Source organism: Streptomyces sp. NPDC096105, assembly GCF_044763335.1.
Lineage (GTDB): Bacteria > Actinomycetota > Actinomycetes > Streptomycetales > Streptomycetaceae > Streptomyces.
In genome coordinates this window covers 1-14,737 of the sequence record NZ_JBIWGC010000016.1, presented here as the reverse complement: position 1 = coordinate 14,737, position 14,737 = coordinate 1, and the positions used below count along the sequence as shown (strand labels likewise).

General features: G+C 72.0%; 15 protein-coding genes. 8 read left to right on the top strand and 7 right to left on the bottom strand.

Features of this window, described 5'->3' with window-relative positions; translation table 11 throughout:
• Positions 1-17: 17 nt before the first annotated feature.
• The gene (locus tag ACIQ8B_RS23295) at positions 18-2,552 is read left to right on the top strand and encodes an FHA domain-containing protein (protein WP_403549271.1); all 2,535 of its coding nucleotides are present in this window, start codon (positions 18-20) and stop codon (positions 2,550-2,552) included.
• 91 nt (positions 2,553-2,643) lie between these two features.
• Here ACIQ8B_RS23295 and ACIQ8B_RS23290 read toward each other — a convergent pair whose 3' ends face one another.
• The 3 genes from ACIQ8B_RS23290 to ACIQ8B_RS23280 form a co-directional block, all read right to left on the bottom strand.
• Complete coding sequence (locus tag ACIQ8B_RS23290; protein WP_403549269.1) at positions 2,644-3,366, bottom strand: transglycosylase SLT domain-containing protein; 723 nt, start codon at positions 3,364-3,366, stop codon at positions 2,644-2,646.
• Positions 3,367-3,718: 352 nt separating this feature from the next.
• Positions 3,719-4,762 (bottom strand): S-adenosylmethionine:tRNA ribosyltransferase-isomerase, encoded by a 1,044-nt coding sequence (locus ACIQ8B_RS23285; RefSeq protein WP_403549267.1) that lies wholly within the window; start codon positions 4,760-4,762, stop codon positions 3,719-3,721.
• A complete protein-coding gene (locus ACIQ8B_RS23280) occupies positions 4,759-5,457 on the bottom strand; it encodes an SDR family NAD(P)-dependent oxidoreductase (protein ID WP_403549265.1) in 699 nt (232 codons plus the stop codon). Before ACIQ8B_RS23280 ends, ACIQ8B_RS23285 begins: the two co-directional genes overlap by 4 nt.
• Positions 5,458-5,710: 253 nt before the next feature.
• On the opposite strand from ACIQ8B_RS23280, the gene ACIQ8B_RS23275 reads away from it, so the two are divergent.
• The 3 genes from ACIQ8B_RS23275 (at position 5,711) to ACIQ8B_RS23265 (ending at position 7,894) form a co-directional block, all read left to right on the top strand.
• Positions 5,711-6,856 (top strand): GAF domain-containing sensor histidine kinase, encoded by a 1,146-nt coding sequence (locus tag ACIQ8B_RS23275; protein ID WP_290007717.1) that lies wholly within the window; start codon positions 5,711-5,713, stop codon positions 6,854-6,856.
• Positions 6,849-7,490, top strand: a complete 642-nt coding sequence (locus tag ACIQ8B_RS23270; RefSeq protein ID WP_290007715.1) for a response regulator transcription factor — start codon at positions 6,849-6,851, stop codon at positions 7,488-7,490. The genes ACIQ8B_RS23275 and ACIQ8B_RS23270 overlap by 8 nt, the downstream gene beginning before the upstream one ends.
• A 158-nt stretch (positions 7,491-7,648) precedes the next feature.
• A complete protein-coding gene (locus ACIQ8B_RS23265; RefSeq protein ID WP_290007714.1) occupies positions 7,649-7,894 on the top strand; it encodes a chaplin in 246 nt (81 codons plus the stop codon).
• 104 nt (positions 7,895-7,998) lie between these two features.
• Here the strand turns inward: ACIQ8B_RS23265 and ACIQ8B_RS23260 are convergent, their stop codons facing one another.
• The gene (locus ACIQ8B_RS23260) at positions 7,999-8,787 is read right to left on the bottom strand and encodes a hypothetical protein (RefSeq protein WP_403549262.1); all 789 of its coding nucleotides are present in this window, start codon (positions 8,785-8,787) and stop codon (positions 7,999-8,001) included.
• 164 nt (positions 8,788-8,951) lie between these two features.
• Here ACIQ8B_RS23260 and ACIQ8B_RS23255 point away from each other — a divergent pair, with 164 nt between their 5' ends.
• The 3 genes from ACIQ8B_RS23255 to ACIQ8B_RS23245 all read left to right on the top strand — a co-directional run bounded on the left by ACIQ8B_RS23255 (position 8,952) and on the right by ACIQ8B_RS23245 (position 11,395).
• On the top strand, positions 8,952-9,749 hold the full coding sequence (locus ACIQ8B_RS23255) for an ABC transporter ATP-binding protein (protein ID WP_106414885.1): 798 nt from the start codon (positions 8,952-8,954) through the stop codon (positions 9,747-9,749).
• 99 nt (positions 9,750-9,848) lie between these two features.
• Positions 9,849-10,280, top strand: a complete 432-nt coding sequence (locus ACIQ8B_RS23250) for an NfeD family protein (RefSeq protein WP_106414886.1) — start codon at positions 9,849-9,851, stop codon at positions 10,278-10,280.
• A 158-nt stretch (positions 10,281-10,438) separates the two neighbouring features.
• A complete protein-coding gene (locus ACIQ8B_RS23245; protein WP_290007710.1) occupies positions 10,439-11,395 on the top strand; it encodes an SPFH domain-containing protein in 957 nt (318 codons plus the stop codon).
• Positions 11,396-11,464: 69 nt separating this feature from the next.
• On the opposite strand, the gene ACIQ8B_RS23240 is transcribed toward ACIQ8B_RS23245, so the two are convergent.
• The 3 genes from ACIQ8B_RS23240 to ACIQ8B_RS23230 form a co-directional block, all read right to left on the bottom strand.
• Positions 11,465-11,971, bottom strand: a complete 507-nt coding sequence (locus tag ACIQ8B_RS23240) for an HNH endonuclease (RefSeq protein ID WP_106414888.1) — start codon at positions 11,969-11,971, stop codon at positions 11,465-11,467.
• A 208-nt stretch (positions 11,972-12,179) separates the two neighbouring features.
• Complete coding sequence (locus ACIQ8B_RS23235; RefSeq protein WP_106414889.1) at positions 12,180-12,719, bottom strand: YbhB/YbcL family Raf kinase inhibitor-like protein; 540 nt, start codon at positions 12,717-12,719, stop codon at positions 12,180-12,182.
• 41 nt (positions 12,720-12,760) lie between these two features.
• Positions 12,761-13,543, bottom strand: coding sequence for a sporulation protein (locus tag ACIQ8B_RS23230; RefSeq protein ID WP_403549258.1), 783 nt, complete (start codon positions 13,541-13,543; stop codon positions 12,761-12,763).
• A 190-nt stretch (positions 13,544-13,733) separates the two neighbouring features.
• Between ACIQ8B_RS23230 and ACIQ8B_RS23225 the strand changes: the two genes are divergently transcribed.
• Entirely contained in the window at positions 13,734-14,375 is a 642-nt protein-coding gene (locus tag ACIQ8B_RS23225) for a DNA-3-methyladenine glycosylase (protein ID WP_290007706.1), read from the top strand.
• Positions 14,376-14,737 lie beyond the last annotated feature (362 nt).

Below are 14,737 nucleotides of genomic sequence, written 5' to 3'. Positions count from 1 at the left end.
ACTCAGTGGGGCGTGGAGTGCCGGAACTCGTACTGGAAACAAACGGACGCACCTGGACGCTCGATCCGTCCAGGTCCTACACCCTGGGACGTGACCCACAGGGCGACGTCGTACTGGACGACGCCAGGGTGTCCTGGCGTCACGCCACGATCAGCTTCAACGGCCGCAGTTGGATGATCGAGGACCACGGCAGCACCAACGGCACGTTCGTGCAGGGGCAGCGGATCCACCATCTGGAGTTCAGCGCCGACACGGTGCTGCACCTGGGCAACGCGACCGACGGGCCGCGCGTGACGCTGTCCGGTGCCGGTGCCGGTGCCGGTGCCGTGCCGCAGGCTCAGCCGCAGCAGCCGTACGCCGCCCAGGGCGCGGGCGCCGGCTGGGCGCAGCAGCCGCCCGTCCAGCAGCAGCCGCCGGCCCAGCAGGGCTGGCAGCAGCCGCAGCAGCAGGGCGGGCCGCAGCAGGCCGCGCCGCACATCCCGCAGCAGCAGGGCCCCGGTGGTGGCGCGGGGGCGCCGCCGGTCCACGGCGACCGCAGTCCCACGACGTTCCACCAGTTCTCGCTCGGCCGCGTGATGCGCATCGGCCGTGCCCTGGAGAACGACCTGGTCGTCTCCGACCTCCAGGTGTCCCGCAGCCACGCGGAGTTCCACTCGACGCCCGACGGGCGCATGGAGATCCGCGACCTGGGCTCACACAACGGCACCTACGTCAACGGCCAGCCGATCCCCAAGGGCGGCTCGCAACTGCTCGGGCCCACCGACGTCGTGGGCGTCGGTCACTCGACGTTCCGGATCGTCGGCGACCGGCTCGAGGAGTTCGTCGACACCGGTGAGGTGTCCTTCTCCGCCCGCCACCTGACCGTCACGGTCGACGGCGGCAAGCAGATCCTCAAGGACGTCTCCTTCGGCGTCCCGGAGAAGTCGCTGATCGCGGTCATCGGCCCGTCCGGCTCCGGCAAGTCGACGCTGCTCAAGGCGCTCACCGGCTACCGGCCCGCCAACGAGGGCGAGGTGCTGTACGACAACCGGAACCTCTACAAGCAGTTCGCCGAGCTGCGGCAGCGCATCGGTCTGGTCCCGCAGGACGACATCCTGCACAAGGAGCTGACCGTCAAGCGCGCCCTGAAGTACGCGGCCAAGCTGCGCTTCCCCGCCGACACCACGGCGGCCGAGCGCGAGGCCCGCATCGACGAGGTGCTGCGCGAGCTGAAGCTGGACATCCACAAGGACAAGAGGGTCACGTCCCTGTCCGGCGGCCAGCGCAAGCGCGTGTCCGTGGCACTGGAGCTGCTCACCAAGCCGTCGCTGATCTTCCTGGACGAGCCGACCTCCGGTCTCGACCCGGGCATGGACCGTGACGTCATGCAGCTGCTGCGCGGACTGGCCGACGACGGCCGCACGGTCCTGGTGGTGACCCACTCGGTGGCCGAGCTGGCGCTGTGCGACAAGCTTCTGGTGATGGCGCCGGGCGGTTCGGTGGCCTACTTCGGCCCGCCCGAGGAGGCGCTGAACTTCTTCGGCTACGACACCTGGGCCGATGTGTTCTCCGCCTTCGAGAACTACCGCGACTACGACTGGGCGGGCCGCTGGAAGGGCTCGCAGCACTACCAGATGTACGCGGCGGACATCGACGCGGTCGCCCCGCAGTCCGTACAGGTCCCCCCGATGCAGGCGATGAAGCCGCCGAAGCCGCAGGGCTGGCTGTCGCAGTTCTCCACCCTGGTGCGCCGGTACGTGTCGGTGATCGTCTCCGACAAGGGCTTCCTGGCCCTGATGGTGATCCTGCCGGCCGTCCTCGGCGCGGTCAGCCTGCTCATCAACCCGGACAAGGGCCTGCTGCCCAACCCGCCCCACCCGCAGACCGGGCGGCTCGCCCCGAACGGCACGGCCACCACGGTGCTGCTGATCCTCGCGGTCGGCGCCTGTTTCGCGGGCGCCGCGAACTCCGTGCGCGAGCTGATCAAGGAACGGGTCATCTACGAGCGGGAGCGCGCCACGGGCCTGTCCCGCTCGGCGTACCTGATGTCCAAGGTGTTCGTGCTCGGCCTGATCACCGTGCTCCAGGGGCTGCTGGTCGGCGTGATCGGCTTCGCCGGCCGGGAGATCCCGGAGGAGGGTCTGATCCTCGGGGGCTTCACGCTGCTGGAGCTGTCGCTGCCGATCATGGCGCTCGGCTTCACCTCGATGATGTTCGGCCTGATCATCTCCTCGCTGGTGAAGACCGCCGAGAAGACCATGCCGCTGCTGGTGATGTTCGCGATCATCCAGGTCGTCTTCACCGGCTGCCTGTTCACCCTGCACGGCTCGATCGGCGTCAACCAGTTCTCGTTCCTGATGCCGTCGCGCTGGGCCGTCGCCGCGTCGGGCGCCACACTGGACTTCAACAGGATCAGCCCGCCGGAGAGCGCGGGCGACACCGACCCGCTGTGGGAGCACACGGCCGGCGCCTGGGCGATGGACATGGGCGCGCTGCTCGCCCTCGGCGTGATCTGCGGCTTCTTCGTGGCGCGCTTCCTGCGCCGCCACGAGCCCGAGGTCATGCGCAAGTAGTCCTGCCGTACGGCCCCGAAGGGCGGCGCCCCGTCAGGAGGGCGCCGCCCTTCGGCGTCCGTGGGCGCAAGGAGAGGTCCGCGCCGACCTCTCAGTACGCGCTGTCGACGTTGTCCATGGTGCCGTACCTGTCCGCCGCGTAGTTGCAGGCGGCGACGATGTTGGCGACCGGGTCGTAGATGTCCTTCGGGGTGCCCTTGACGTGGTACGCCTCGAAGGTCGGCGGGATCACCTGCAGCAGTCCCTTGGAGGGGATGCCGTTCCGGGCGTTGATGTCCCAGAGGTTGATCGCCATCGGGTTGCCCGAGGACTCCCGCATGATGTTGCGGTGGATGCCCTCGTAGGAGCCGGGGATGCCGTTCTTCTCCATGACGGACATGGCCTCGCGGATCCAGCCGTCGAGGTTGTTCCCGTACTTCTTCGGAGCGGCCTTCTTCACCTCGGCGCGCTCGGCCGAACGGCTCGCCGCCTCCGTCGCCTGGCGGGCCTTCGCGGCCTTGGCCTCGGCGGCGGCCTGCTTCTTCGCGGCGGCCTCGGCGGCGGCCTGCTTCTTCGCCGCGATCTGCTCGGCCTTCACGCTGGCGCCGGCGAGCTGGTCGGTGATGTCGGCCTTGACGCCCTGGATCCGCTCGGTGCTGTAGGTCACCGTCGCCGTCCGGGCGGGGGCCTCGGCCGTGGTCGTCGTGGACGCGCTGCTCGGGACCGCGGAGAAGCCGATGGCGGCGGCGCCGAGGGCGGCGACGCCCGCGGCGGCGATCTTGTGGTGGCGGGTCAGGGCACGACTGTGACCACGGGTGAGGATGTGCTGGGGCATGCGGAACGGACCTCTTCGAATAGCGCGGAGGTCGCTCGATGTCCGGTGCGGACGGTGCTTCTTCGGCACACGAACGCCGCGGGCGAGAACCCACGGCGTTGAGCGACGCAGCCATTCTTAGCGGCCGCAAAAACGCTCGGCAAAGATGTGACCTACGAAGCCGGGTAGTGGATCAGGGGGGTGCGAAACCGGGCAGATCGGGCTGTTCGCCCCGTTCGTGTGGGCGGTATGTCTCTCCTACTCCACTTCGTACGTGATGTGCACCCTATGCGCGGCCTCACATCCACCCCCCTCCCCCCTCACCGCGTGTTGCTGCCGCAACGCGCTGTGTGAGGTGCTCCACGGCCCCCGTTCAGGACGGCAGCAACAGGTGCACGTCCCCGAACTCGTGCCACAGGTAACGCCCGCGCAGCGCCTCCTCGTAGGCCCGCCCGACCGCCTCCCGCCCGGCGACCGCCCCCAGCATCGACAGGTGCGACGCCTCCGGCTCGTGCAGCCCCGTCAGCAGCCCGTCCACCACCCGCACCCCCCGCTCCGGGGTGACCACCAGATCCGTCCACCCCGCGCGGGCCCGCACCACCCCGTCGGGACCGGCCGCCGACTCCAGCGCCCGCACCGCCGTCGTCCCCACCGCGATCACCCGGCCGCCGCCCGCCCGCACCGCGCCGATCAGCCGCGCCGACGCCTCCGGCACCGCGAACCGCTCCGGGTACGGCGGCTCGTGCGCCTCCGCCGACGCCACCCCCGTGTCCAGCCGGACCGGCGCGAACCACACCCCGCGGCTCACCAGCTCCGCCACCGTCCGCGCGGTGAACGGACGCCCCGCGCTCGGCATCTCCGCGCTCCCCGAGCCGTCCCGCGACGGCAGCGCGAACACCGTCTGGTACGCCGACAGCGGCTGGTCCCGCTCCGTGTACGCGTACCGGATCGGCCGCCCGTGCTCCCGCAGCAGCCCCGGCACGTCCCGCGACACCCGCGCCCACCACAGCCGCGGCGACCCCGCGCTCAGCGGCTCCTCGACCCACAGCCGCGCGTCCCCGGCGAGCCGCACCTCCGTACCCGCACGCGTGCCCGCGCGCACGCGCGTGGTGCCCCGCCCGTCCGGGTCCCGCAGCTCGACCGCCCAGCGTCCGTCGTCCCCCCGGGTGGAGAAGTGCACCACCACGCGCGCGTCGCCGGTCCGGCCGTCGACGGCCGCCGCCAGCGTGGGCGAGGTGTTCACCACCAGCAGGTCGCCGGCGCGCAGCAGCAGCGGCAGCTCCGCGAACGCGTGGTGCGACACCTCGGCGCCCCGCGACACCAGCAACCGCACCGCGTCCCGGTCCCGGCCGGGTGCCCGACGCTCCGCCGGCACCCGCGCCGACAGCTCCTCCGGCACCCGGAACGTGACCGTCACCGCCGTCCCTCCAGCAGCGCCGGGGCGCCGTAGCGGCCACTGGCCGGCCGCTCGTCCAGCAGCCGCAGGAAGCCCGGCACCACCGCGTCCGGCTCCGGCCGCGGACCGTCGTCGTCCGGCACGGCCGCCGCGTACAGGTCCGTCGCCATGTCCCCGGGGTCGACCGTCCACACCCGCAGCCCCGGCTCCTCCTCCGCCAGCACCGCCGCCAGCCGGTCCAGCCCCGCCTTGGACGCCCCGTACCCGCCCCACGTCGGGTACGCCTCCGCGGCGGCGTCCGAGCTCACCATGAGCACCGCGCCCGCCTGGGCCGTCCGCAGCAGCGGCAGCGCCTCCTGCACCAGGCCCAGCGCCGCCACCAGGTTCACCTCCAGCGCCCGCCGCAGCCCCTCCAGCGGCAGCTCCGCCAGCCGCACCAGCGGCTCGGCGCCCAGCGCGCTCGCGTTGTGCACCAGCAGGTCCACCCCGCCCAGCCGCCAGGCCGCCGCCACCAGCTCCGCCCGGTGCGCGGGGTCCGTGACGTCGCCGGGCACCGCCGTCACCCGCGTGCCGTGCCGTGCGGCCAGCACCACCGTCTCCGCCAGGCGGTCCTCGCCCCGCGCGTCGAGCGCCAGGTCCCAGCCCCGCTCCGCCAGTCCCAGGGCCAGCGCCCGTCCGAGCCCCTTCGAGGCGCCCGTGATGATCGCTACCGGCATGACAACCGTCCCCTCGTCCGTCGTGTCGTCCCGCCGTGTCGGCGTGCGATCACCGTAGGAAGCCGGGCCCGGGCGCCGCCTCGGCCGCGGGACGCAGCCGCCCGGGTCCCTTCGGCCTACGACGGCACGCCCCCGCCCCGGGTCCCGGGCCGCGGCGGCCGGCCCCGGCCCCGGGACCTAGGACCAGCGACGGGGGAGAGGGGCGGACACCGGCCCGATCCGCCGGGCCGGGCGCCGCCGGTACCGTGAGGACATGAGCCACGGCCCCCGGTCCGGCCTCGCCGCGGTGAGCTCCGCGTTGCTGGCCATGAGCAGGCACCTCGAGGTGCGCGACGTCCTCAAGACGATCGTCGTCTCGGCGCGCGACCTCCTCGACGCCCAGTACGCCGCGCTCGGCGTGCCCGACGACCACGGGGGCTTCGCCCAGTTCGTGGTGGACGGCGTCAGCGACGAGCAGTGGAAGGCCATCGGCCCCCTGCCGCGCCGGCACGGCATCCTCGCCGCGATGCTCGACGACGCCGCCCCGCAGCGCCTCGCCGACGTGCGCCGCGACCCCCGCTTCGGGGGCTGGCCGAGCGCCCACCCCGACCTGGTCGACTTCCTCGGCCTGCCCGTGCGGGACGGCGACGAGGTGCTCGGCGCCCTGTTCCTCGCCAACAAGAGGTGCCCCAAGCCGGAAGGCGCCTGCGGCTTCACCGAGGACGACGAGGAACTCCTCGGCATCCTCGCCCAGCACGCCGCCATCGCCCTCACCAACGCCCGCCTCTACGAGCGCAGCCGCGAGCTGACCATCGCCGAGGAGCGCTCCCGGCTCGCCCACGAGCTGCACGACGCCGTGAGCCAGAAGCTGTTCTCCCTGCGGCTCACCGCCCAGGCCGCCGCCCGTCTCGTGGACCGCGACCCGGCCCGCGCCAAGGGCGAGCTGCAGCAGGTGGCGGAACTGGCCGCGGAGGCCGCCGACGAACTGCGCGCGGCGGTCGTCGAACTGCGCCCCGCCGCCCTCGACGAGGACGGGCTGGCCGCCACCCTGCGCACCCAGGTGCAGGTGCTCGACCGCGCCCAGAGCGCGCGCGTCACCTTCACCGGACACGGTGTGCGCGCCCTGCCCGCGGCCCAGGAGGAGGCGATGCTGCGGGTGGCCCAGGAGGCACTGCACAACGCCCTGCGCCACTCCGGCGGGAAGCACGTCGACGTGACCCTGGAGCGGCGCGGCAACGGGGCGGTCCTGCGGGTCGGCGACGACGGCAGCGGCTTCGACCCGCACGCCGTCCGCCGTGCGGGCCGCCACCTGGGCCTGGTCTCCATGCGGGACCGGGCGAGCGGGGTCGGCGGCAGGCTGACCGTGGAATCGGCGCCCGGCAAGGGCACCGTCATCGAGATGGAGGTCCCCGGTGGCTGACGCGATCAAGGTGCTGCTGGTCGACGACCACCAGGTGGTCCGGCGCGGTCTGCGCACCTTCCTCGAGGTGCAGGACGACATCGAGGTCGTCGGCGAGGCCGCGGACGGCGCGGAGGGGGTCGCCCTGGCGGGGGAGCTCCAGCCCGACGTCATCCTCATGGACGTGAAGATGCCGGGCGTGGACGGCGTGGAGGCGCTGCGCCGGCTGCGTGAGCTCGACCACCGGGCCCGGGTGCTGGTCGTCACCAGTTTCACCGAGCAGCGCACGGTGGTCCCCGCCCTGCGCGCGGGCGCCGCCGGCTACGTGTACAAGGACATCGACCCCGACGCGCTGGCCGGCGCCATCCGCTCCGTGCACGCCGGGCACGTGCTGCTCCAGCCGGAGGTGGCGGGCGCGCTGCTGTCCCAGGAGGAGAGCGGTCCCGGTACGGGACGCGCGGGTTCGCTCACCGAGCGGGAGCGCGAGGTGCTCGGGCTGATCGCGGACGGCCGCGCCAACCGGGAGATCGCCCGCGCCCTCGTGCTCTCCGAGAAGACGGTGAAGACGCATGTGTCGAACATCCTGATGAAGCTCGACCTGGCGGACCGCACCCAGGCCGCGCTGTGGGCCGTACGGCACGGTCTCAGCGGGTGATCACCGACGTCCGCCATCACCCGGAAGGTTCCCCTCCGGTGCGAGATTCATACCGTAGGGGGAATGCCCCGCGGAGGGCCGTATCGCTTGCCGGTGCCGCGCGTTGCCCAGTGCGGACCGCGGCGCCTGCCGCGGTCGTCGCAAGGAGGGCTCGGAAAGTGAAGAACCTGAAGAAGGCAGCGGCCGTGACGATGGTGGCCGGCGGTCTGCTCGCCGCCGGCACGGGCATGGCCTCCGCCACCGAGGGCAGCCACGCGGACGGCAAGGCCGTGGGCTCCCCGGGCGTCGTCTCCGGCAACCTCGTCCAGATCCCGGTCGACGTCCCGGTCAACGTGTCGGGCAACAGCATCAACGTCATCGGCGTCCTGAACCCGGCCTTCGGCAACGTCGCCGTCAACGACTGACGCCTCCCGCCGCCGGCCCCGGCCGCCCGCCCCCACCCGGCGCCGGGGCTCGCCCCTGTCCAGGGACCGCGCCGAGGACCGGCCCCCAGGGCCCGCGTCCGGGCTCAGCGCCCCCCGCGCTCCTCCACGAACGCGTTGTACGCGGCCACCAGCGCCCGCCGGGCCGTCCGCTCCACCGGCCGCAGCGCCAGCGCCCGCGCCGACATCTCCGACGCGCTCACCGCGCCGCCGTGCCCGTGCTCCGTCGCCAGCGACACCAGCGCGCCCACCCGCTGCGCCAGCTCCAGCACCCGCACCGCGCGCGGCGGATACCCCGGCGCCAGCACGTCCCGCCCCCGCGACGCCATGGCCCGCGCCCGGTACGCGTCGACCGCCGCCTCCGCGACCGGACCCGACCCGGCCACGTCCAGCCGCGTCAGCACCTCCGTCGCCTCCCGCAGCGCCTCCGCCAGCTCCCGCTCCGCCTCACCCAGCGACGGCACGTCGGCGGGCGGCGCCTCCCGCACCGGCAGACAGCGCCACAGGACCTCCACATGCACATCGCCCCCGGGCCCGGCCTCCGTCACCTCCGGGACCAGCCCCAGCGCCGCCCCCTGGCACACCACGGCCTCCCCGGCCTCCAGCGCCCGCGCGTTGAACTCCGGCGGGCCGCTCAGCCCCAGCGGATGTCCCGGCGCCGGCAACGCCACCCGCAGCCCCGACACCCCGAGCCCCCGCAGCCGCCCCAGGGCCAGCGTCAGCCCCACCGGCGCCGACTCCCCGGGCACCCCCTCCACCCGGTGGACCGCGTCCTCCCCGACGGCGGCGAGCACCGCCTCGTCCGGGGAGACGAGTCCGGCAAGAAGGGCGTTGCCCCAAGCGGCGAGACGACCGGAGCGTGGTTCCGAGAGCATGCGTACACCCTAGACAGCACCCGGAAACCGGACCGATGGAATGTCCGGGTCGACCGGTGGCGTAGATTTCATGAGGGGCTCCCGCCCACGGGTGCGGCGGACCGACCCACCAGGCGTACGCGACAGCCGAGACCGGCCACACTGCAAGGGGAGACAAGGCGCTCATGAGCGATGTTCTGGAACTTCAGGACGTATCCGTGGTCCGCGAGGGCCGGGCTCTGGTGGAGCAGGTCTCCTGGTCGGTCAAGGAGGGGGAGCGCTGGGTCATCCTCGGCCCCAACGGCGCCGGCAAGACCACCCTGCTGAACATCGCGTCCAGCTACCTCCACCCGAGCAAGGGCACCGCCACCATCCTCGGCGAGACGCTCGGCCGCCCCGGCACCGACGTTTTCGAGCTGCGCCCCCGCATCGGCGTGGCGGGCATCGCCCTCGCGGACAAGCTGCCCAAGAAGCAGACCGTCCTGCAGACCGTGCTCACCGCCGCCTACGGCATGACCGCCGGCTGGCAGGAGGAGTACGAGGACATCGACGAGCAGCGCGCCCGCGCCTTCCTCGACCGCCTCGGCATGTCCGAGTACCTGGACCGCAAGTTCGGCACCCTCTCCGAGGGCGAGCGCAAGCGCACCCTCATCGCGCGCGCCCTGATGACCGACCCCGAGCTGCTGCTCCTCGACGAGCCCGCCGCCGGCCTCGACCTCGGCGGCCGCGAGGACCTGGTGCGCCGTCTCGGCCGCCTCGCACGCGACCCGATCGCCCCCTCCATGATCATGGTCACCCACCACGTGGAGGAGATCGCCCCCGGCTTCACCCACGTCCTGATGATCCGTCAGGGCAAGGTCCTCGCCGCCGGTCCGCTCGAGCTCGAGCTCACCAGCCGCAACCTGTCCCTGTGCTTCGGCCTCCCGCTCGTCGTCGAGCAGGTCGGCGACCGCTGGACCGCCCAGGGCCTCCCGATGAGCTGAACCGCACCACCACCCCGCGCACAACACCCGGCACGGCACGGCCCGTTCGGCCGACCGGTGCCCTGTCCGTGACCGGGTGCGCGGTTCTACCATGACGTCGTGGACATCGACGCATGGCTGTGGTGGCTGATCGGCGCGGCGGCACTCGGCATCGGGCTCGTGATCACCGCGATGCCCGAACTCGGCATGCTCGCGGTGGGCGCCGTCGCCGCGGCACTGGTCTCCGGCATCTTCGGCGGCGGCGCCGTCGCCCAGGTCGCGGTCTTCGCCGTCGTCTCGACCGCGCTGATCGCCGTCGTCCGCCCCATCGCCCGCAGACACCGGTCCCAGCGGCCCGAACTCGTCACCGGCGTCGACGCCCTGAAGGGGAGACAGGCCGTCGTCCTCGAACGCGTCGACGGCAGCGGCGGCCGCATCAAACTGGCGGGCGAGGTCTGGTCCGCCCGCGCGCTCGACGCGGGCCGCTCCTACGAGGCCGGCCAGGAGGTCGACGTCGTGGACATCGAGGGGGCCACCGCGATCATCATGTGATCCCGCACCTCCCGTACGACACAACCGGTGCGAACACGCCCCCGGTTGGGCCCGCGGTCTGACAGACTCGACCAGCAAGATCTACAACCGCACGACCGTGCACAGGCACAACGACCTGCCATAGGCGCCGAGGCTAAGAAGGGTTCGGGCAACCGACGATGGAACCGGTCATCATCGTCCTGATCATCCTGGTGGTGTTGGTCTTCATCGCCCTGATCAAGACGATCCAAGTCATCCCACAGGCCAGCGCCGCCATCGTCGAGCGCTTCGGCCGCTACACGCGGACGCTCAACGCGGGCCTCAACATCGTCGTCCCGTTCATCGACACCATCCGCAACCGCATCGACCTCCGCGAGCAGGTCGTCCCCTTCCCGCCGCAGCCGGTGATCACCCAGGACAACCTGGTCGTCAACATCGACACCGTCATCTACTACCAGGTGACCGACGCCCGGGCCGCCACCTACGAGGTCGCCAGCTACATCCAGGCCATCGAGCAGCTCACCGTCACCACCCTGCGCAACATCATCGGCGGCATGGACCTGGAACGGACCCTCACCTCCCGCGAGGAGATCAACGCGGCCCTGCGCGGCGTCCTCGACGAGGCCACCGGCAAGTGGGGCATCCGCGTCAACCGCGTCGAGCTCAAGGCCATCGAACCTCCCACCTCCATCCAGGACTCGATGGAGAAGCAGATGCGCGCCGACCGCGACAAGCGCGCCGCCATCCTCCAGGCCGAGGGCGTCCGGCAGTCCGAGATCCTGCGCGCCGAGGGCGAGAAGCAGTCCCAGATCCTGCGCGCCGAAGGTGAGGCCAAGGCCGCCGCGCTGCGCGCCGAGGGCGAGGCCCAGGCCGTCCGTACGGTCTTCGAGGCCATCCACGCCGGCGACCCGGACCAGAAACTGCTCTCCTACCAGTACCTCCAGATGCTCCCGAAGATCGCCGAGGGCGACGCCAACAAGCTCTGGATCGTCCCCAGCGAGATCGGCGACGCCCTCAAGGGCCTCTCCGGCGCGGTCGGCAACTTCGGGGCCATGGGCGGCGCCCCCGGCGGCGGCAACGGCACCACCGCCAACGTCCCCGCCCAGGAGCGCCGCGAGAAGCCCACCATCGACTGAGACCCGCCCCCGGACGCACACGGTCCCCGCACCCCTCAGGGGCGCGGGGACCGCTCACGTCGGCCGCCCTCAGGCAGCCTCCAGCGCCAGCCAGTCCGGCAGCGCCTCGAAGTCGTCCCTGGCGAGCGCCAGCAGCATCGCGTCCGCCGGCGTCGGCTCGTACGGCTCACGCAGCAGCGGCATCCCCGCCTGCTCCGGCGTCCGGTCGGCCTTGCGGTGGTTGTCCTCCGCGCACGACGCCACCGTGTTCAGCCAGGTGTCCTGCCCGCCGAGCGACCGCGGCACCACGTGGTCCACGGTCGTCGCCCTGCGCCCGCAGTACGCGCACCGGTGACGGTCCCTCACCAGCACACCCCGCCTCGACCACGGCGCACGTCTTCGGAACGGCACCCGCACGTACTGGCAGAGCCTGATCACCCGGGGCGCCGGTATGTCGACCGCGGCTCCCCGCATCCGCAGTTCGGGGTGGGCCTGCTCGACGACGGCCTTGTCCTGGAGCACCAGAACGACGGCTCGGTTCAGCGTCACCGTCGACAACGGCTCGAAGCTCGCGTTCAGCACCAGCGTGTCCCGCATACCAGCCCACCTCCCGTGCGCACCGGCCCGCCCCTCGGCGAGCTGGAACAACTCTGGCCGGGCACACCGAGATGGACAACGCAATATCCGCTGCTCCCACGGGAGACGACCCCCGGGGACCCCGGCGGAAAAAAATGCCCGCCCCTGATCAATTCCAAGACCAGGGGCGGGCAAACGTCCCGGACACGTCCGGCGTCGCGCGGAGGACTCAGGACTCCGCGGGCACCTCGTACTCACCGATCAGCTGTGCGCGCGCGATCGTGTGGAACCGCAGGTTGAAACCGACCACGGCAGGAGAGGCGTCCGCGTCCGGACCCAGCTTCTCCTGGTCCACGGCGTACACCGTGAACACGTACCGGTGCGGACCGTCCCCGGGCGGCGGAGCGGCACCGCCGAACTCCTTGGTGCCGTAGTCGTTCCGCGCGTGGACGGCGCCCTCCGGAAGACCCTCGAACGAGCCGCTGCCGGCGCCGGCCGGCAGCTCGGTCACCGAGACCGGGATGTCGAACACCACCCAGTGCCAGAACCCGCTGCCCGTCGGGGCGTCCGGGTCGTAGCAGGTCACGGCGAAGCTCTTGGTCTCCGGCGGGAAACCCTCCCACCGCAGGTGCGGCGACGTGTTGCCCGCCGCGTGGACCTGAGCGTCCTTGAGCGTCGCCCCCTCCGTCACATCGTCGCTCGTCACCGTGAACGACGGCACGGGCGGATGGAAGTCATGGGGGAGCGGCCGCCGCTTGAGCTCGGTCACCTCGGTACCTCCTGATCGATGACGTTCAGTCGCGAACGAGCCTAGAACCAGTTGCGCTTGGAACCGACCTCCGACAGCCACTGGTTCAGGTACGCCGCCCAGTCGGTCCCCTGGTAGTCGTTCAGCCCCACCTGGAAGGAGCGGAAGGTGTCGCTGCCCTCGCTGAACAGGCCCGGCTTCTTGTCCATCTCCAGCACGACGTCCATCGCCTGCTCGTCGGCGACGAAGCTCAGCTCCACCTGGTGCAGGCCGCGGTACTGCGACGGCGGGAAGAACTCGATCTCCTGGTAGAACGGAAGCTTCTGCCGCGTGCCCCGGATGTGGCCGCGCTCCAGGTCCGCGCTCTTGAACCGGAAGCCGAGCTGGATGAACGCGTCCAGGATCGCCTTCTGCGCCGGCAGCGGGTGCACGTTGACCGGGTCCAGGTCACCGGAGTCGACGGCCCGCGCGATCGCCAGCTCGGTGGTCACACCGACGTCCATCCCGCGCAGCGGCTGTCCGTCGATCATCGTGACCGGCGTCTCCCACGGGATCTCCAGCCCGAACTGCACGGCGTGCACCGCGCCCGCCTGCAGCTCGAAGGCGCCGCCCAGCTGCTGCTTCGTGAACTCGATGTCCTGCTTGTACTCCTGGTCGCCGCTCTCCACCTCGACCTTGGCCTGGAGGCCGACCGACAGCCCCTCGATCTGCTGGTTCACGGACCCGCCCTGGATCCGCACCTCGCCCTGGACCACCCCCCCAGGAACGACGTTGACCTCGTGCAGCACCGTCTCGACCGAGGCCCCGCCGGCCCCCAGACTCGCCAGCAGCTTCTTGAACGCCATGTCTCTCCCTCTCCAGGCGACCCCAGCCGGGCCACACCTGATCCACCGGACCGCAGCACCTCGCGCGCCGGACTCCGACCCCTAACAACGCGATCCGGCCGCGGCCGGTTCCGTGTGCCCCTGCCCCGGCAACTCCGGCGACCGCTCGGCCGGTCCGTGGTCCGCCACGCCTCCAGTACCCTCGGACGGCATGATTGCGAGCCCCGACCGTACGCCCTTGCCCAGGGAGTTCTTCGACCGCCCCGTCCTCGAGGTCGCCCCCGATCTGCTCGGCCGCCTCCTGGTCCGCGACACCCCGGACGGCCCGATCGCCCTCCGCCTGACCGAGGTCGAGGCCTACGACGGACAGAACGACCCCGGCTCGCACGCCTATCGTGGCCGCACCGCCCGCAACGACGTGATGTTCGGTGCGCCCGGCCATGTGTACGTCTACTTCACCTACGGCATGTGGTTCTGCATGAACCTCGTCTGCGGTCCCGAGGGCCGGGCCTCCGCGGTCCTGCTGCGCGCGGGGGAGATCGTGGAGGGAGCGGAGCTCGCCCGCACCCGCCGGCTCTCCGCCCGCAACGACAAGGAACTGGCCAAGGGGCCGGCCCGCCTCGCCACGGCCCTGGACGTCGACCGTGCCCTCAACGGCACGGACGCCTGCGCCACCGGCGACACCCCGCTACGGGTGCTCCACGGCACGCCCGTCCCCCCGGGCCAGGTGCGCAACGGGCCGCGCACCGGCGTCTCCGGGGAGGGCGCCGTGCACCCCTGGCGGTACTGGGTGGCGGACGATCCCACGGTCAGCCCGTACCGGGCCCACGTGCCGCGCCGACGTCGAAGTTGACTCGTCCGCCGAAGATGCGTAGTGTAGTCCGAGCCGCTTGAGCCGGGCAGGGCAGTCGTCCGCACCGGAAGCGGCCAACCCACTACCTACAACCACCCCTTCAGCGGGGTCGAATTCGACGTGTCCGCATGTCTGAATTCGAAGCCGCCGGGCCCGATTATGAATCGGGTGGGGAGATCGGTTAACGTAGTGAATGTCGAAAGGCCGACAGGGCGAAAGCCCAAGGTCCAACGACATCCCGCCGGCCGGGAATCGGAACCGAAAGGGTCTGATAGAGTCGGAAACACCGAAGGGAAGCGCCCGGAGGAAAGCCCGAGAGGGTGAGTACGAAGGAAGCGTCCGTTCCTTGAGAACTCAACAGC